At 38.0% G+C, this 18,876-nt stretch carries 14 protein-coding genes; 11 read left to right on the forward strand and 3 right to left on the reverse strand.

All coding sequences use genetic code 11. From position 1 onward, the window contains the following. Positions 1 to 93: 93 nt before the first annotated feature. Complete coding sequence (locus tag C9J37_RS02115; RefSeq protein ID WP_235617000.1) at positions 94 to 1,959, reverse strand: multicopper oxidase family protein; 1,866 nt, start codon at positions 1,957 to 1,959, stop codon at positions 94 to 96. A gap of 445 nt (positions 1,960 to 2,404) precedes the next feature. Here C9J37_RS02115 and C9J37_RS02120 point away from each other — a divergent pair, with 445 nt between their 5' ends. The 7 genes from C9J37_RS02120 (at position 2,405) to C9J37_RS02150 (ending at position 9,101) form a co-directional block, all read left to right on the forward strand. Then, the gene (locus C9J37_RS02120) at positions 2,405 to 3,826 is read left to right on the forward strand and encodes a tetratricopeptide repeat-containing diguanylate cyclase (protein WP_107894051.1); all 1,422 of its coding nucleotides are present in this window, start codon (positions 2,405 to 2,407) and stop codon (positions 3,824 to 3,826) included. Between the two features lie 445 nt (positions 3,827 to 4,271). Next, complete coding sequence (locus tag C9J37_RS02125) at positions 4,272 to 4,754, forward strand: cell wall elongation regulator TseB-like domain-containing protein (protein ID WP_069511594.1); 483 nt, start codon at positions 4,272 to 4,274, stop codon at positions 4,752 to 4,754. A 16-nt stretch (positions 4,755 to 4,770) separates the two neighbouring features. Next, entirely contained in the window at positions 4,771 to 5,964 is a 1,194-nt protein-coding gene (locus tag C9J37_RS02130) for a pyridoxal phosphate-dependent aminotransferase (RefSeq protein ID WP_107894052.1), read from the forward strand. Positions 5,965 to 5,992: 28 nt separating this feature from the next. Then, on the forward strand, positions 5,993 to 7,288 hold the full coding sequence (asnS, locus tag C9J37_RS02135) for an asparagine--tRNA ligase (protein ID WP_024363361.1): 1,296 nt from the start codon (positions 5,993 to 5,995) through the stop codon (positions 7,286 to 7,288). Positions 7,289 to 7,381: 93 nt separating this feature from the next. Continuing rightward, positions 7,382 to 8,113 (forward strand): DnaD domain-containing protein, encoded by a 732-nt coding sequence (locus C9J37_RS02140; RefSeq protein WP_107894053.1) that lies wholly within the window; start codon positions 7,382 to 7,384, stop codon positions 8,111 to 8,113. Between the two features lie 14 nt (positions 8,114 to 8,127). Continuing rightward, entirely contained in the window at positions 8,128 to 8,790 is a 663-nt protein-coding gene (nth, locus tag C9J37_RS02145) for an endonuclease III (protein ID WP_107894054.1), read from the forward strand. After that, the gene (locus tag C9J37_RS02150; RefSeq protein ID WP_107894055.1) at positions 8,787 to 9,101 is read left to right on the forward strand and encodes a YpoC family protein; all 315 of its coding nucleotides are present in this window, start codon (positions 8,787 to 8,789) and stop codon (positions 9,099 to 9,101) included. Before nth ends, C9J37_RS02150 begins: the two co-directional genes overlap by 4 nt. Positions 9,102 to 9,246: 145 nt before the next feature. On the opposite strand, the gene C9J37_RS02155 is transcribed toward C9J37_RS02150, so the two are convergent. Continuing rightward, the gene (locus tag C9J37_RS02155; protein ID WP_107894056.1) at positions 9,247 to 11,925 is read right to left on the reverse strand and encodes a transglycosylase domain-containing protein; all 2,679 of its coding nucleotides are present in this window, start codon (positions 11,923 to 11,925) and stop codon (positions 9,247 to 9,249) included. After that, positions 11,922 to 12,572 carry a Holliday junction resolvase RecU gene (recU, locus tag C9J37_RS02160; protein ID WP_107894057.1) on the reverse strand — a complete coding sequence of 217 codons (651 nt, stop codon included), beginning with the start codon at positions 12,570 to 12,572 and terminating at the stop codon, positions 11,922 to 11,924. The genes C9J37_RS02155 and recU overlap by 4 nt, the downstream gene beginning before the upstream one ends. 385 nt (positions 12,573 to 12,957) lie before the next feature. Here recU and C9J37_RS02165 point away from each other — a divergent pair, with 385 nt between their 5' ends. The 4 genes from C9J37_RS02165 (at position 12,958) to C9J37_RS02180 (ending at position 18,702) form a co-directional block, all read left to right on the forward strand. Then, positions 12,958 to 13,152 carry a hypothetical protein gene (locus tag C9J37_RS02165; protein WP_024363367.1) on the forward strand — a complete coding sequence of 65 codons (195 nt, stop codon included), beginning with the start codon at positions 12,958 to 12,960 and terminating at the stop codon, positions 13,150 to 13,152. A gap of 254 nt (positions 13,153 to 13,406) precedes the next feature. After that, the gene (locus C9J37_RS02170) at positions 13,407 to 13,790 is read left to right on the forward strand and encodes a YppE family protein (RefSeq protein ID WP_107894058.1); all 384 of its coding nucleotides are present in this window, start codon (positions 13,407 to 13,409) and stop codon (positions 13,788 to 13,790) included. Beyond that, on the forward strand, positions 13,765 to 16,032 hold the full coding sequence (locus C9J37_RS02175) for a DEAD/DEAH box helicase (RefSeq protein WP_107894059.1): 2,268 nt from the start codon (positions 13,765 to 13,767) through the stop codon (positions 16,030 to 16,032). Before C9J37_RS02170 ends, C9J37_RS02175 begins: the two co-directional genes overlap by 26 nt. Positions 16,033 to 16,665: 633 nt before the next feature. Then, positions 16,666 to 18,702 (forward strand): YfaP family protein, encoded by a 2,037-nt coding sequence (locus C9J37_RS02180; RefSeq protein ID WP_235617002.1) that lies wholly within the window; start codon positions 16,666 to 16,668, stop codon positions 18,700 to 18,702. Positions 18,703 to 18,876: the final 174 nt, after the last annotated feature.

Below are 18,876 nucleotides of genomic sequence, written 5' to 3' on the forward strand. Positions count from 1 at the left end.
TTTCTTGATATCTATTTTACAAATTGAGGTATTTGACAAGCTAATGTCAAATACCTCGTTTTTATTTGGAATTATATAGGTTGAAGTAGGTTGCTACGAACGTCTTCTACGCCATCTATTTGCCGTGTGGGGTTGTGCTTGGCTTTCTTTTGAAGGATAAATAGGTTGTGGTACAAACTGTGAGACATTTTGTGTATGAGTCGCAACATGAGGCGCTGTTTCCTTCGCAACGGACAATTGCTTATTAGCCCTTCTAGATGCGTGCTGTGTTGGCTCAGTCGCTGCTGTAATACTTTGCGCATTATTCAACAAGGGGGGAGTGGTGTCAGGAGGATGTGACATGGTCGTTGCTGTGGTGCTATGGCTTTCTGTAACATGCGCTATTTCAACATGGGGCTCCGATACGGGATGCACATCTTTCATTACGAGAATAGGTCGCATCATATCATGATCCTCATGTTCAAGGAAATGGCAATGCCACATATAATTCCCGATATGGTCTTTCCAGTGCATAATAATTTTTGTAACCTTCCCTGCATCAGCTTTGACGGTATCTTTCCAACCTCGTTCGTAGTCACGCGGTTTTTCTGCAGGACCAGTAAATGCTAGCCTACCTTCATTTTGATAGAGTTCCACGTCAAATGGTCGTCGTTCAAGAATTTTAAATTGAATTAAATGCAGATGAATAGGATGTATAAACGGCGTAGCATTAATAAAATTCCAAACTTCTATACTATCAAGCGCAGGCTTTTCGGTAGCAGGGTCATGGTACATTCGGTCATTTAATAACAACATAGGTCTTCCGAAGTCATCCGTAGTGGCACTTAACGGTAAGTTGCGTTCAATCTGTGCATGATGAGGGTGTAAATCCATTGACATTGCAAGTCTTGCAGGCACTTCACTCGTATCCTCATTTCGAAGTGGGCAATTTACATTAAACTGCATAATGACGCTAGTATGCTCATCAAAAAAATCGGTATCACCATTCATTAAAGTGATTTCTTGACCTTCGCATGTTGAAAAGTCAATGATGACATCTGTTCGCTCAGCTGGCAATAATTCAACCGAGTAAATTGCATTTGGGGCAGTTAAAAAGCCACCATCTGTGCCAAGCTGAATCATTGGCTGCTTGTTGGACAGGCTTAAAACATAGCCTCTTCTATTTGAACCGTTTAACAAACGAAAACGATATTTGCGAGGTTCAACATTTAAATAAGGCCATATTTTACCATTAACAACGATCGTGTTTCCAACAAATCCAGGTGTAATGGATGGATTCACCGGCACTGGGAATGGAGGACCTTCTGGATAGAACAGTGAACCGTCTTCATTAAAGGATTTATCAGCAATTAATAACGGATATTCATAATCGCCACATGGTAAGTTTGAACGTTCTTCTATGGAGTCTCGAAGCAGGTAAAAACCTGCAAGTCCAGCGTAAACATTTAGGCGCGTTAAAGCCATTGCATGGTCATGATACCACAAAGTTGTACCTGATTGATGGTTCGTATATTCATGTATTTCTTTATTAAATTTAGGACCAGTATACGTATAGTCCCTTGTATACCAAGCTTCAGGATGTCCATCGCTTTCCCAATCTACATTGGCACCGTGAAGATGAGTTACTGTTCGAACCTCTTGGGAGTCATTAGCCGCATGAAGAGTAAAATCAACTGGCAAAAAATGTTTGGTCGGCAATTGATTTTTATATTTGACATAAATCGTTTTGTCTTTTGAAGCCTCGATGGTCGGACCTGGATAAAGCCCGTTATATCCCCAAATCGTGGATTTTGGAAAGTTTTTATGAAAACTATGCTCTGCTTCCATCATCTGCAACTCGTAATAATCTTTCTTCGGATGTCTGCTACTGAATTTTGGTTTTGCGGTAACGGGTTTCGGTAAGGCATCTACAAATTTGGGGATTGTTGCTGGGTCAGCAGGATTGATTTTTTTATTCAAAACATCACGTCCCTTACATTTTTACAAACTTAACTTCATCATATGGGTAAAAACAATAAGAAACGAGGACAATAATGGAAGTATTTGTGCTAATATATAAAAAATATTAAATTTCAAAAATTCATGCAATCTGCTAATGAGTAGCCAATAAGTCATATATTTACTATACATATAAACGAAAGCAGCGTTTTTAGTTGATAGCGTAAGGGCCGCTGATGAACGAGCAGTCCCTTTGCTTATTGTGGCTTACTAGCATAAAGGAAGGGCAAGTACTATACGCTCTTTGATAAAACATTCATCATTCGATATGTTTAGTAATTTATGGGATATGATAGAAATGACGGACGAGTGTATAGGACTTCGCTTATAATTAATGAATAGGCTAACTGCTACATTAAGGTGTGATGGATAAGGGAAAATCCGAGCATAGAGAAGTGGTGATGAATTGGAGTTAACATTAGAACAATTAAACAAAACAATCCTGGAAATGCGGACGAAAGGGCGTTTGACAGAAGCTCTAACTCTTGCTGAACAGGGACTTTTAGTAGCAGTAGAAAATGATAATCATAGGCACGGACTAGATTTATTCTTCCAAAAGATATTAATTCATCATGCTCTAGGTGATACATTAAGCATGGTACGTCATATCCAAGAATATGAGGAGTGCTGCCAAAAGTACGGCACGAAAAAGGACTTTATGAATTACAATCTGGTCATGTCCTTAATATATGATCTGGTTGGTTTCAGAGAAAAAACGGTGGAAATGACAAAAAAGTCTATTGAATATGCTACGCAGTTAAAAGATATTAAAATGCTTGTACGTTGCCATAGTAATCTATGCTATTTAGAAGTTGAAAATGGCTGTTATATGGAGGCTCTTGAAGCGGCTTTTATTGCAAGAAATTATAATGTGGAGCTTGCAAAGACTCTTCCAGAATTAGCAAAATTACAAGAGATTCGCATTCATAATAATATGGCGGATGTGTATATTTTAGAGGGCGATTTTGTTACTGCTCAAGCTTTGTTGGATCAGACATTGAATTCTGAAATTATTCAAAATCATAAACGAGAAAAGGTAGCCGCATTGTTTGGCTATGGTTTTTTATACGAGCATCAACATCGACTTGAAGAAGCGGTAGACTATTATAAGCAAGCGATAGAATTAGCGCAATCCTATGGTGATAACCCCATTACGAAGAAAGTTATGCGCATGCTTTTAAACGTACTTTATCAATTGGATTATCGTAATGAAATATTTGATGTGCAACGCGCCTATATAGAGCTATCAGAAAAAATGAGTGCAGATAATCTGCTTCAACAGGTGATGAATCTAGAATTTAATCGACAAAAAGAGACTCTGGAAAAAAGGGCGCTATATGATCCGTTAACAGGTGTTCTAAATCGTCATTTTCTTGATATAGAACTGAACGATTGGTTAAATGAGGCACAGGCATGCCACCAATATGTCGGTGTAATTGTACTCGATATTGATTATTTTAAAGCATACAATGATCAATATGGCCACTTATTTGGCGATATGGTGTTGCAACTACTTGCTACGGGGCTAAAAGATTTTTTGCATAATCAAGAAGCGGTGATTATCCGTTATGGTGGTGATGAATTTATTATTTGTCTTCGGCATAAGAGTAAGATGTTTTTAAATGATAGTATAAAAGAATTGCATGCCTTCATGTTAACTTTAAAATTAGAACATGAATATGATAGCTATCCACTAAAAGTTAGTTTAGGTGCCTGTTTGAATGACCAAAAAAATTATGAATATATAAAGCTTTTTAAGCAAGCAGATCGCAACTTGTACAAAGCCAAAAATAACGGGCGTGCTAGTTATGTTATTAGTGTACAATAAAAAGTTTTACAGCTTTAGTATCATTGTCAATTTTAGTAAAAATCTATTTTCATCATTCCCACTGTCAATACTAGGCAGTGGGAATAAATTTGTTTTCAATGATGGTCCTTTTTAATTATAGAAAAAAGAGATTTCCCTCAAAAAACTTTTCTCTTTGTGAAAAAGAATAGGAACTTTTGACGGGAAAGGGCTGTCTATTTTCATGAAAGAGTAAAAATTGAAAATAGATACTCTAATCATTTGAAAACGTTGGTTTATCAACGTACAATAAATGAAATTAGCAAACACGACAACGAGATTTTGGTGTATAATGTTGTGGTATGAGGAAAGAAAGCAGGTTGGCAAAAATGGTAAGCAAAATGAAAGTGTGCGCAGTGATAGACACGCAAAAATATCAGGCATTCTTAGCAAACAAAAAGCTAGGTGTGAAACATAAGGTGAATATATGAAAAACTGGTTGATTTTCATTTCTGTCTTTATGGTTTCCTTATCACTTGTCATTAGTATTTTAGTACTCTGGAAAGCCGAGGCTCCGTTTAGTTCAATTGAAGAAAAGGCTGAACAGTTGGCGCTTGATGCCAAAGCTCTAGCAATTGTCACGGAGTCCTACACATATAATGGCAAAAATTCGTATGTTACTGTATTTGGGGTAGACGAATACGGTGACAAAAAGGCTGTCTTTGTTCCAACGAATCTAGAAGAGGATTCCATTCAGGAAGTATTTTTGAAAGATGGTATTACGGAAAAGCAAGCATTATCGGTTTTTAAAAAAGAAGGAAATGTACAAAAGGTTCTTCATATGAAATTAGGCTATGAGGAGGCTGGAGCTGTTTGGGAAATTACATACCTAAACGATCAAGATAAACTCAACTATGTCTATATTTTGTTTAAGGACGGCGACTGGTGGAAGCGCATTAAGAATTTATAAGAGGAGTAGATCCCGTATGAAAAAATTATTAGCAAATCGAGTGAAAACTTTAACACCATCTTCAACATTAGCAATTACTGCAAAAGCAAAAGAATTAAAAGAGCAAGGTATCGATGTAATTGGTCTAGGTGCTGGTGAGCCAGACTTCAACACACCACGCAATATTCTAGATGCGGCTATTGACTCTATGGAAAAAGGTTTAACAAAATATACACCTGCAGGCGGTCTTCCAGTTTTAAAGAAAGCCATTATTGACAAACTTCAACGCGACAACAATCTTACATATAAACCGAACGAGGTTATCGTAGGTGTTGGGGCAAAACATATTCTTTACACATTATTCCAAGTGATTTTAAATGAAGGCGATGAAGTAATCATCCCTATTCCTTATTGGGTATCGTATCCAGAGCAAGTGAAACTAGCGGGTGGCGTGCCTGTATATGTTGAAGGAACACGTGAACAAGGTTATAAAATTACTGCGGATCAATTACGCGCAGCTGTTACGGAGAAAACGAAAGCAGTTATCATTAACTCGCCAAGCAACCCATCTGGTATGATTTATTCTCGCGATGAGCTAGCAGAACTTGCGGCTGTTGCAGAAGAAAAAGATATTTTAATCGTGTCAGATGAAATTTATGAGAAGCTTGTATACAATGGTATTGAGCATTATTCAATTGCACAACTTTCAGATGCATTGAAAGCACGTACAATTGTAGTCAATGGTGTAGCTAAATCTCACTCTATGACAGGCTGGCGTATCGGGTATGCAGCAGGTGATGCAGACATTATTAAACCAATGACTGACCTTGCTTCACACTCTACATCAAACGCGACAACAACTGCACAGTATGCAACAGTGGAAGCGTATAATGGACCACAAGACACTGTAGAAGAAATGCGCCAAGCATTTGAATCTCGTCTTGAAAAAATCTATCCACAAATTAGTGCAATTCCTGGCTTCAATGTATTAAAACCGCAAGGCGCATTTTACTTATTACCAGATGTAGCAGAAGCGATGGCTCATACTGGTTATGATTCAGTAGATGCATTTGCTGCGGATATTTTAACTGAAGCAAACGTAGCAGTGATTCCGGGCTCTGGCTTTGGTGCACCAACTACAATGCGATTATCTTATGCTACATCTTTAGAATTATTAGAAGAGGCAGTCCGTCGTATTGATGCATTCGTAAAATCAAAATGGCAAGACTAATCCTTCTAACCAACTTTGGAGGATTTTTATGAAAAAAATTATGATTCAAGATATGCCACAGCATATCGGTGAAACAGTCAAGCTAGGTGCTTGGTTAGCTAACAAACGTTCAAGTGGTAAAATTGCTTTCTTACAACTGCGCGATGGTTCAGGTTTTGTGCAAGGCGTTGTTGTGAAAGAAGAAGTAGGCGAAGAAATTTTTGCGATTGCAAAAGGTATGACGCAAGAAACGTCGATGTACGTGATTGGCGAGGTGAAGGCCGACGAGCGTTCAAGCTTTGGCTGTGAACTAGCAGTTACAGGCATTGAAGTGTTACATGCAGCGACTGATTTCCCAATTACGCCTAAAGAGCATGGCCCTGAATTTTTAATGGATAACCGCCACCTATGGTTACGTTCTCGTAAGCAACATGCGGTGATGAAAATTCGTAACGAAATTATTCGTGCCACTTACGAGTTTTTCAACAATAATGGCTTTACGAAAATGGATCCACCAATTTTAACGGGTTCAGCGCCTGAAGGGACTTCAGAGCTATTCCACACGAAATATTTTGATGAAGATGCGTATTTATCTCAATCTGGTCAGCTTTATATGGAAGCAGCTGCAATGGCGTTAGGGAAGGTTTTCTCTTTCGGTCCGACGTTCCGTGCGGAGAAATCTAAAACACGCCGTCACCTTATCGAATTCTGGATGATTGAACCGGAAATGGCTTTTGTGGAATTTGAAGAAAATTTAGAAGTACAAGAACAATATGTGGAGCATATTGTACAGTCTGTTCTGGCAAACTGTACGCTAGAATTAGAGCGACTTGGCCGTGATACATCTACACTTCAAAATATCAAAGCGCCATTCCCTCGTATTTCATACGACGATGCCATTAAACTATTACATGAACAAGGTTTTGATGATATTGAATGGGGAGATGACTTCGGTGCGCCACATGAAACTGCCATTGCCAATTCATTTGACAAACCAGTATTCATTACGTGCTATCCAACAGGCATCAAACCATTCTACATGCAACCACATCCTGATCGTGATGATGTTGTGTTATGTGCTGACTTAATTGCACCTGAAGGTTACGGTGAAATTATCGGCGGTTCAGAGCGTATTCATGACTACGAATTATTAAAATCTCGTCTAGAAGAACATAACTTATCATTAGATGCTTATGCATGGTATTTAGAACTTCGTAAGCAAGGATCCGTACCGCATTCTGGATTCGGTCTAGGGTTAGAACGAACAGTTGCATGGATTTCTGGGACAGAGCATATTCGTGAAACGATTCCATTCCCACGTTTATTAAACCGCTTATATCCATAATCGGTTAGCAATAAACAGAAACAATTGCAAAGTCGCGTAGTGAAATTTCTACGCGGCTTTTCTACTTACTTAGAAAAAAGGAGTCATGTCTACATGAATACAAAAAATAATCGACTCCGTACATGGACTGAGCAGAGAACGATACACATTCCTCAGCTCTTTTTTCAGTTTTATAAGGAGTTAAATATTGAGGATGATGAGGCGCTTATCGTCTTGCATTTACTTGCCTATCATGTTGAAGGAAATGATTTTCCTACACCAACAGACCTGATGAATCGTCTCACGATGCCTAGTAATGAAATTACATCGCGCTTACAAAGACTTATGCAAAAAGGCTTCCTTGAGATTACACGTGACGTTGATAAGACTACTGGCAAGCTGTACGAAAAATATTCGGTGTACCCTCTTTGGGAACGTATCTTGCATATTATAGAATTGAAAGAGCAACAAAAATCAGCAGCTACGCTTCGTCAAGAAGAGGGCGAGGTATTCCGTTTATTTGAAGAAGAAATGGGGCGTCTTTTATCTCCTTTAGAGCTAGAAAAAATTGGTTCTTGGTTAGATGAGGATAGGCACAGTCCTTCACTTATTAAAGAAGCGTTAAAAGAGGCTGTGTTTGCTGGAAAACTAAGCATTCGCTATATCGATCGGATTTTGTTGGAGTGGAAAAAGAAAAATATAACAACACCACAAGCTGCACATAAGCAAGGCGAACAGTTCCGTGAAAAGCAAAACTTGACTAGACCGCAATCCCGCACGTTACAGCAAGAAACGCAGTCGACAAATAAAGTACCATTTTATAACTGGTTAGAAGAAAGAGAATAGGGGGATTTTAGGGAATGTTAACAAAAAAACAGTGGGAGCATTGTTTAGCTGAAATGGACCGCATGTTTCCTGATGCACATTGTGAACTTGTGCATGACAACCCGTTCGAGCTGACAATCGCCACGTTATTATCTGCACAATGTACAGATGTACTTGTTAATAAAGTAACGAAAACGTTGTTTCAAAAATATAAAACACCCCAAGATTATTTAGCGGTGTCCTTAGAGGAGCTACAACAGGATATTCGTTCTATTGGTCTTTATCGAAATAAAGCAAAAAATATTCAACTTTTATGTGAGCGACTTTTGACTGAATATGGTGGGCAAATTCCTGCAAGTCGAGAGGAACTTGTTACCTTGCCAGGTGTAGGTCGTAAAACAGCGAATGTTGTGCTATCCGTAGCCTTTGACATACCAGCGCTTGCAGTCGATACACATGTAGAGCGCGTATCTAAACGATTAGGCTTATGTCGCTGGAAAGACTCAGTTCTTGAGGTGGAAGAAACGATTATGAAAAAAACACCGATGGACAAGTGGTCGAAAACCCATCATCAGCTAATTTTCTTCGGTCGCTATCATTGCAAGGCACAAAATCCAGGTTGCGCAACATGTCCGTTATTAGGTGATTGTCGTGAAGGACAAAAGCGTTTTAAAAAAGGACTGGTGACCAAAGCATGAATATTGATGCAATCACAAAAGAAAAAATTGATGAATGGTTTGCACAGTGGGCATTGCTAGAAGCGCAAATACATGCAGCCCATCAAGCACGTAATGGGAAAGCAAAAGGCCTTATGGAAGAGGCTATACGTTTGTTTGAACGTTTAGTTAACGAAGCAGGTGAAGAAGTATTGCCCATAAATGGAGTGGAACGTTTAACTTTTATTAAAACGAAACCAGGTCAATATGCGTGTTATCGTCAAATAGATGAATTATTTAAAGAAACGAAAAAACGAACGGCACGTTTGCGCTTACAGGCGACTAAACGCTAAAGTATACATGATAAATAAAAGGTTGTCCGATAAGTGATTGAACTTAAAAAGGACAACCTTCTTTTATTTATAAAATATAAAAACAGGTGGAGAAACATTTCGGTTTCTGCACCTGTTTTTTAGTATTTAGTAAATCTTAAATTAATTATTGTTCACTATCATTCTCTTGGTTTGGCACTACGGGGTCAGTTGGTGTTACAGGAGGTTGGCTACCAGCATCGTTGCCATTGTTGCCAGTACCATTGCCAGTATTTCCATTGTTACCGTTATTGCCGTTATTACCACCGTTGTTATTGCCATTATTGCCGTTATTGCCATTGCCGTTATTGTTGCCATTGTCCTCACCATTGCCTTGATCAGGCGGTGTAGGTTGTTCTATATCCGGATTATCTGGATCTTCTGTTCCTAAATCCTCATCAGGCATGCTCGAAATCTCGAAAGATGTCGTTCCTGGTTCACTGCGTGTACCATCTACAATCGCTACGACAGAAATCGTGTAATTCCCATCTTCTAATGTGTTGCTAACAGTTAAATCTTTTTTGTCAGTAGTTCCAAGCACTACTGTTTCGCCACCTTCGCGTGTAGCAGATACTTCAAAAGTAGTAGCCATTGGTTCATCTGTTTCTGGGTCAAGAATAGCATCATGTTCCCAGCCAATATTAATAGATTGACCTGCTAAATCTAAACTTGCACTTACATTGTAAGGTGTAGAAAGTTCAGGTGCTTCATACTCATTTGAAACCTCTGTAGGTTCTGTACCACGAACAAATAGTTCTGTTTGGCGCAATTCACTTGGTGTATAATCACTAGCTAGTTTCAGTGGGCTAGAGCCTACTTCAATCGTCGCTTCTACAACCGAGCTTGGTTTTTTGAAACGTGCAGTTTCAATGTTCGCAGAAAGGTCTTTCATAATATTTTTAAATAAATGTTGTGGTAAACGGCGTTCATCCCATGTTGTGATTGGATCTGAACGTTTTTCGTATCCACTCCAAATAGCGATTGAATAATTAGTAGTGTAACCAGCGAACCATGAATCTGGCACACTTGTATCTGGTAAATTATATTTATTAAACTCATCTTTTGAATAGTTGGTTGTACCTGTTTTACCAGCAATATCTAAGCCTGAAACATTTGCGGCCGTACCTGATGCATCTGGTTTATTGCTGACTACATCACGTAACATATCTGTGACCATATAAGCCGTGTAATCTTCCATGGCAACAGTTGGTTTTGGTGTATAATCTTTCGATGATTTGCCGTCTCGATAAACAATTTTTGTAATTGAATAAGGATCAGTGTATACACCGTTATTCCCAAATGCCGCATAAGATGCTGCCATTTGAATAGGGGACATTGTAATGTCACCACCGCCAATTGCATCTGTCTCGTAAGCATTTTCTGCTTCAATTCCTAAGCGGCCGATAAATTCTTTCGCTTTGTCAGCGCCAACTTCTTTAAACGTTTTAACAGCTGGTACATTTCGAGAAGCATATAACGCTTTACGTACTGTCATAGCACCTAAATATTTCCCATCCCAGTTTGTAATCGTTTGGTTTGTATCTGTATATTTCATTGGATCATCGACAAGTGTTTTACCTGTTGACCATTTTAAATATTCAATTGCTGGACCGTAATCGAGTAATGGCTTCATTGTTGACCCAGGGTGGTTAATCTTTAAGTCATCTGCATAGTTAAATGTACGGTTGCCGTAATTTCGTCCACCGCCGACTGCTTGAATTTGACCAGTTTTTGTATCAACAACAGCAACGCCTGATTCAATTTTCTCTGTTGGGAAATTGCTATCGTCGTTCATGATGTTTTCTACAATTTGCTGTGCATTCGGATCAAGTGTTGTGTAAACTTTAATACCTTCAGCCATAGCAGAACCATCGCCATTTTTCTCTAGTTCATTAATGACGATATCTAGGAAGGCATCGTATTTAGAACCAGCAAATGATTGGCGTGTAGCGTCGTCTGAAAGACCTGCTTGCACATCAACTTTTTTCGCTTCTTCCATTTCAGCTTTTGTAATTTTTCCATGCTGGTACATTAAGCCCAAAACTGTATTTCGGCGTTTCTCTGCCAGCTCTGGATTTTTTAATGGATTGTAAGCGTTTGGACGTTGAACTAAGCCAGCAAGTAGCGCTTCTTCATCCAATGATAAATCTTTTAACTCTTTACCATAGAAGTATTGAGCTGCTGTCCCAAAGCCGTAAATACGGCCGGACATCAACATTTTATTGAAGTACATTTCAAATATTTCTTCTTTTGAATATTTGCGTTCAAGTTGAAAAGCAAGCCATGCTTCTTGTGCTTTACGTTTTAATTTTTTCTCATTTTGTAAAAATGAATTTTTGACAACTTGCTGTGTTAATGTTGAAGCCCCTTGTGCCCCAAAACCATCACGGAAGTTGGCAAGTATTGCACCACCAAGACGATAAAAGTCCATACCATGATGTTTAAAAAAGCGAACATCTTCTGTTGCGAGAATGGCGTTAATCATATCTTCGGGAATGTCTTCGTATTTTACGTATTTTCGATTTTCCGCACCGATTGTGGCGAAAATTTCACCGTTTTTATCATAAAATTCAGAGGAAACGGGGTCCTTCAATAAATCTTCATCAAGTTCAGGAGCGGTACTTGCATAATAGGCAAATACACCTGCCCCGCCGACTAAGCCAACAATCCCTATAATAAGTATTGTTAGAACAATACGCTTCAACCAAACCTTAGTCGAAGATTTCGTTGCTTTCGGCGCTTTCTTTTTATTTTTTTGAGCGAGAGCTTTTTGATGCTCCCCGCGTGTTTGACGACGTTCACTCATTTTTTTATCTCCTCACTTTCAGAGCCATGACTTGTTGCTTCAATAAACTGCTGGAGAACAGGCAAATAATCGATACGTGGATAATAGCTTGTTGGAATTTCATAAGCTTCCTTTTCAATGGTTGAAAAGGGAATCGATTTACGTTCACCATTGTTCATTGCATGCCAGGCCTTTTGTAAAACTTCGTATGGCACTAAAAAATAACGCTCAAAAGCTGAAAAACGAACGATAATAAATGCCACACCATTTTGTTCCTTCACTTGCTGCATATGTTTCATTTGATGTGTGTGTATATTTTTTAGTGGAAAGCTCGTCTTCGAGGCGGTCTCCTTTGCATCAAAATCAATATAGTGCCCATTCCAAACACCATTGTAGTCAGTTGTAGAGGGCGTTCGGAAATAAGCTTCACGAATAACGGCAGCACTTCGTGATGGATACTCTACTTTGACGATTTGTACGGGAACAGGTTTCTTATGAATAATAGCAAGTCGCCTTTCTAAATAATAGTCGTTTGCTTCATTAATTTCATCCTCAAGCGTCTTCCCTCGATTACTATAGGAGAAATCCTTCTTTCTCCCCTTTTTTTGTGTTTTTTGAATAGCTTGTGCAGGGGTATAGATTTTCCCATTTGGATAACGAATTGTCACTTAGCTCACCCTCTATAATACTGCTATTATACACAATAGTTTACCATGATTTTTGTAGAACTTCACCACAGTCAGCACATTGCTCTAAAGTTAGATGACAATTGCTAATTCATAGCATAATTCGCTGTTTAAAGTAGAAAATTCGTCAAGTAAACAACTGCATTCGTCATAGAAATTGCCATATTAATGCTTTCATTTATTGCTAGATTCGTATAGAGATAGAGTCTTTTATCAGCCTATTTACCAATGCTGCTCATGGGTAGCATTTATTAAAAATTTATCGAAATACTTCTTCTTTCAGCTAACTTACGCTTTTTTTGTCACGCATGAAGGTTATTTTATACATGCGAGGAATACATAAGTAAAGATAAAAGGAGGCGTTGTATTGAACAAATTAGGACAATTAGTTGCGCAGTTGGATCTGGTCAATCAATTACTTATCACGAGGGTGTCATTAGAAAATAATGCACATAGCCTGCAATTTTTTATGCAGCTCAAATCTGTTAGCCAGAAAGTAAGCTTAGCAGAAAAGAACTGGCAAGTAAAGAATGCTTGTTCGCCTATTAGTAGTGAAAAATGATAGACTTTGGTACACTAACCTCATACCTATAAAAATGATTCATTAGATGCAATCGTTTAATGCTTTTAGCGAGTGTTATGAATGACGAAGAGACGCTTTCAGGTAGTTTGAAGTAGTATGTCGTAAAGATAAGAGTAAGGCATATGAACCTGAACTTTTGTTTTATCAACATTTGACACAGTGTATTATTGGTTGTGAACGATAATCACACAATCATTAGCTAAAGGTACAATGAAAGAGATGAGGTGCGAAAATTGTTATTAATACAGCAAACTTCCATATTAATAGATGAATGTGAAAAATGTGTTGCACGCTTTTGGCAAATGCGCGAGGAGGATCGGACGCCAGATTTTTTTGCAGAGGTCAAGCCGCATGTGGATGTCATCCATCAACTGCTGAACGAGTGGCAGCAAGAGGCAACTGCTTGGATTCAAAAAAACAGACCGAAATATATGCATATAGGACAAATTGCTTCAGCGGTTGAATCGATGGAGCAATTTGTTGTGCAATCTTTTTATAAAGAAACAAGTAAAAAACGCTTTTTAGATGCAACGCATTCTACTTCCTATACGTTAAATAATTTTTATCGCTTAGTGAAGGAGGCGCAATATAATGTTATCGAAAAAACGGACAATTAGTGAATTGTTAAATGAATGGCGCTATGATGACGAATTAAAAGAACGAATCATTCATTGGCACACTTTAGAAGGCCGCGATGCGAAGCACGCGCCTTTCCCAGAGAATTTACACCCTGCGCTTGTTAAAGCATTACATGCCCGAGGAATTACACAATTGTATACACATCAACGGGAAGCTTTTGATTTGGCGGCGAGTCACAAATCCTTTACTGCCGTAACACCGACAGCATCAGGGAAATCTTACTGCTATCATTTACCTGTATTACAAAAAATTTTAGAAGACCGCAATGCACGGGCAATTTATCTATTTCCAACGAAAGCGTTAGCACAGGATCAAAAAAATGATTTAAATGAACTGATTGAACAGAGTGGAGAGGACATATTAAGTTATACGTATGACGGTGATACGGCTCCTGGTATTCGGCAAAAGGTGCGGAAGGCAGGGCATATTGTGATGACCAATCCAGATATGTTGCATTCAGGTATACTACCGCATCATACGAAGTGGGTATCACTCTTTGAAAATTTAAAGTATATCGTTATTGATGAATTACATACATATAAAGGTGTATTTGGTTCACATGTGGCACATGTAATTCGCAGATTGAAACGTATTTGTGAATTTTATGGTAGTAAACCTGTTTTTATTTGTACGTCAGCAACGATAAAAAACCCAAAAGAATTAGCTGAAAATTTAACAAATGATACCCACGCTTTAATTGCTGATTCAGGTGCTCCAGTTGGTAAAAAAACATTCCTTTTTTACAATCCTCCGATTATCCATAAAACATTTGGCGTTCGGCGTAGTGCGGTTTTAGAGGTAAGTGATCTTGCCAAAAGACTTTATATAGCTGGCATTCAAACGATTATTTTTGCTAAAAGTCGAGTGCGTGTTGAAATGATTGTTACTTATTTGAAAGAACTGACGCGCAATAAGCTACAAGACGAATCTGTGCGTGGCTATCGAGGAGGCTATTTACCGTCAGAGCGACGTGTGATAGAACGTGGGCTTCGTGATGGTACAATTCAAACCGTTGTTAGTACGAATGCGCTGGAGCTAGGGGTGGATATTGGTCAATTACAGGCATGTATTATGACGGGCTACCCGGGAAATATCGCAAGTGCATGGCAACAAGCGGGCCGTGCTGGTCGACGTCAAGACGAGGCGCTTATAATTTATGTTGCACAGTCTACTGCACTAGATCAATATGTGGTAGATCACCCACTATTTTTACTAGGGAGTGACCCCGAGGAGGTACGTATATATCCTGAAAATATGTTAATTTTAATGGATCATCTTAAATGTGCGGCGTTTGAGTTGCCTTTCACAACAAGCGATATGTACGGAGAATATGACATACAAGAACTGCTCGACTATTTAGCAGAAGAAGGTGTTATTTTTAAAACGAGTGAAAAATGGCATTGGATGAGTGATCGTTTTCCTGCACATGATATAAGCCTCCGTTCAGCATCTCAAGAAAATGTAGTAATTATTGATATGACAGTACCTGCACGTACGAAAGTCATTGGGGAGATGGATCGCCATAGTGCTATGACATTACTACACGAAGAAGCAATCTATTTGCATCAGGGCATTCAATATCAAGTAGAAAAACTCGATTGGGAAGAAAAAAAAGCTTTTGTGCGAGAAGTAGATGTTGATTATTACACAGACGCGAATTTAGCAGTAGAGATGAAAGTACTTGAAGAAGATCGAAGTCGCAACTACCAAGGTGGGACTATTAGCTTTGGTGATGTAGGATTAGTCGCACAAGCTACCATCTTTAAGAAAATAAGCTTGAATGATAAACAAGATAATATTGGCTCGGGTCCAATCCATCTACCACCAGATGAAATGCATACAAGCTCGTCATGGTTGTCCTTTAGCAATACACTACAATGGTCAGAAGCAGAATTAACAGAGGCGATGACAGGTGCAGCCTATGCGATGAATGCTTTTATCCCGCTATTCATACAATGTGACTCCAGTGATGTAGCAGTAGTACCACAGGTAAAGGCTACACATAATAATCTGCCAACGTTTTTTGTGTACGACAAGTATCCAGGCGGAATTGGTTTAAGTGAAAAAGTGTATGATTTATGGGAAGACTTATTGACCAAGACAATGAATCATGTCGTAAACTGCCCTTGTGAATCGGGCTGTCCATCATGTATTGGGCCTCAAAATTCTTTAGTAAACATGAAACGGAAAGTTAAAGAGTTACTGCAAATTTTATATTAATATACACAAAAAGGGGGGTTGGGGTGTACTATACATCCCGAACCCCCTCTTCTTTTGTTAGTTGTATTTTGCTATTAATGCATGTCAATTTTCAAACTTATTGGAATGGTGCCATAAATACTTTTGACATGCATTGTAACATTCTTTAGTTTATTAATATTGTTTCTTGAATTATTCCATCCGTCGATTGTCTTAGTAAGTTGGTGTTGGTAGTGTTATTCCTTGAGGTAAAGTCCATGAAGGATTAGTCTTTCATCTTCAACATCGAGGGTTGCTGTAGGGAACAGCATTTTAATTATTGTTTCATTTTAATATCCCAGCACTTAAAAAGCTAACTACGGAATTATCATTCAACTTGTTTACGTTAAGAAGTGGAATCTTATTCTTTTCATGTTCAAGAGCCTTTTATATCTCTGTTAGCTCCTTAACTAACTTTACTTTGTACCTGGTTGAAGAAATAAATGAAGCTTAATTGTTTAATATCTTACATAATGAATTTAGTTGGTATATATTGAAATTTATTGCTCAAATTGTTACTTTAAATACAGTGTTGTAAAGAGGAGTGTATAAGTGTAATTAAAAACGTAGTGACTAAGAAAATAAATTATTAAAATACTTAGGAGATGTTGAAGATTGAAAGAAATTATGAACATGACAAAAGAAGTTTATAATAATGCTAATGATAGATATCCTGAATTTCTGAAAAATTTAAAATGTTATTTTGAAAAAGCGATTAGTGGTAATAAAAATTTATTTAGAACGAATGTTTGTGATTTATTTAATCTGTACTTAGATAATCTACCAGTTGAAGCTAGAAATCACTATAATTGTAGTTCTTGCAAGCATTTCATTGAGCGATTCGGTGGTCTTGTAACTATTGATGAAAATGGAATAATCGCTTCGGCTATTTGGGATGAAGATATCACCCCTCCATTTTTTAAAGCTGCTGTTTCAGCAATAAAGTCTGAAGTGTTAAATTCGAAAGTTATTGGCGTGTTTATTCCAAGTTCCATTGTATTAGGTCGCCCTCGTACTGGAGAGTGGAATCACTTATCTGTTGAAGTTCATAGTGAAATGGTGAACAGCTCAAGATTAAAAACGGCGGGGCAAGTAATGGCTGAGAAGTTGGAAGAATTCAAAATGCTAACTAACACATTACTTGATTATTCTTTTGATACAGCTAAGCAAGCAGTATTACTTTTACAATCAGAAACACTATACCGCTCGGATAGGGTATTAGGTATTGCAGAGTGGTTTGAATCTTTACATGAAAAACAAAACCGTACTGTTAATAATAATCAGAAAACTAATATTGTCTGGTTAGCTGTTGCATCAGCTCCTGCTGGATTTTGTCACATAAGAAGCTCTATGATAGGCACGTTATTAGATGATATTGCTTCAGGAATGCCAGTTGAATCTGTTGTTCGACGTTTTGCTGAAAAAATGAACCCAGCGAACTACATGCGCTCACAATCTGCTCCAACTCAAAATGCCATTTTAGAAGCAGAAAAAATTGTTGAAAAATTAGGGTTAACTAATGCATTACAAAGACGATATGCTACATATGAAGAAATCCCATTTTATTTATGGGAGAATCATTCTGAAACTAAAGTTGTCGAACCGAAAAAAGGTGTTTTTTCAAGTATTTTGCCTAAAGGAAAAACCACATCTAGAGTTTCTCTTCCGAATACCGTGATGACGTGGGACAAATTCAAACGAACAATACTACCTTCAGCTGAAATTATTGAAGTATTAATAGATAATCCTAGTCGTTTAATGGCGTTAGTCACTGCTTCCGATGAAACAGCACCAAACATTTTACAATGGAGTAATCCATTTAGCTGGTATTATCACGGAGGAATAGATGGTGAAATTAAAAGAAGAGTAGAAAATGCTGGCGGAAGATATGAGAATAATGAGATACGAGCATCTTTAATATGGGAAGGGTACACGGACTTAGATTTACATTGCGTAACACCACATGGGGAACACATCTACTATGGAGATAAAAGTGACAAATTTGGTGGATGGCTAGACATTGATATGAATGGTGGAGGTCATAGAGACAGTTCTCCTGTAGAAAATATCAGATGGAGTGAAAATGCCCCAGTGGGACACTATAGATTTTATGTTCACAACTATTGTGAAAGAGGGAAAGGAAGCACCCCTTTCAAAGTTGAACTAGAAGTAAATGGGAAAACATACTCGTTTATCGGAGTTGCTGGTGGAGAAGGTTATGTAACGGATGTATTTGAGTTTAATTATGCAAAAGGTCAACAGCCGAATATCAGTAATAATTCATATTCTAGTGATGATTCATGGAGCGTTCAATTAAATAATTTTATAAGGGTAAATGGTATTACAACATCACCAAATTTATGGGATGAAGTACAAGTACCTCATTCAGGAAGTCATATTTTCTTCATTCTGGATGGAGTAAAGGACGCTTCAGAAGGAAAAGGCAGAGGATTTTTCAATGAGACGCTTAAATCTGAACTAAGACAAATTAGAAAAACATTAGAAGCCTACACTGCTACTACAGCAATTGAAGGTGCTGATAATGCAACTGCATGTGGAGTGGGGTATTCCAAAGATATTGATTGGAATCTAACTGTTAAAGTGACGGCGAATAATTCTACAAGAATCATTAAGATTGATAGATGGGATTAATAGGGGGGAGAAAAATCTTCCGTTCTCAATTATCAGATCTAGGTCCACAAGAATCATTCATTCATTCGAAAAGTAAAGTTACCAAACTGCTCAATTTCTAAGCAGAAATTATTAGTTTATAAAATAACACACGCTACAAAGGAGAATGGAATTCTTTGTAGCGTGTATTTTTAT

It is taken from the genome of Lysinibacillus mangiferihumi (assembly GCF_003049665.1).
In the GTDB taxonomy this organism is placed as follows: Bacteria; Bacillota; Bacilli; order Bacillales_A; family Planococcaceae; genus Lysinibacillus; species Lysinibacillus mangiferihumi.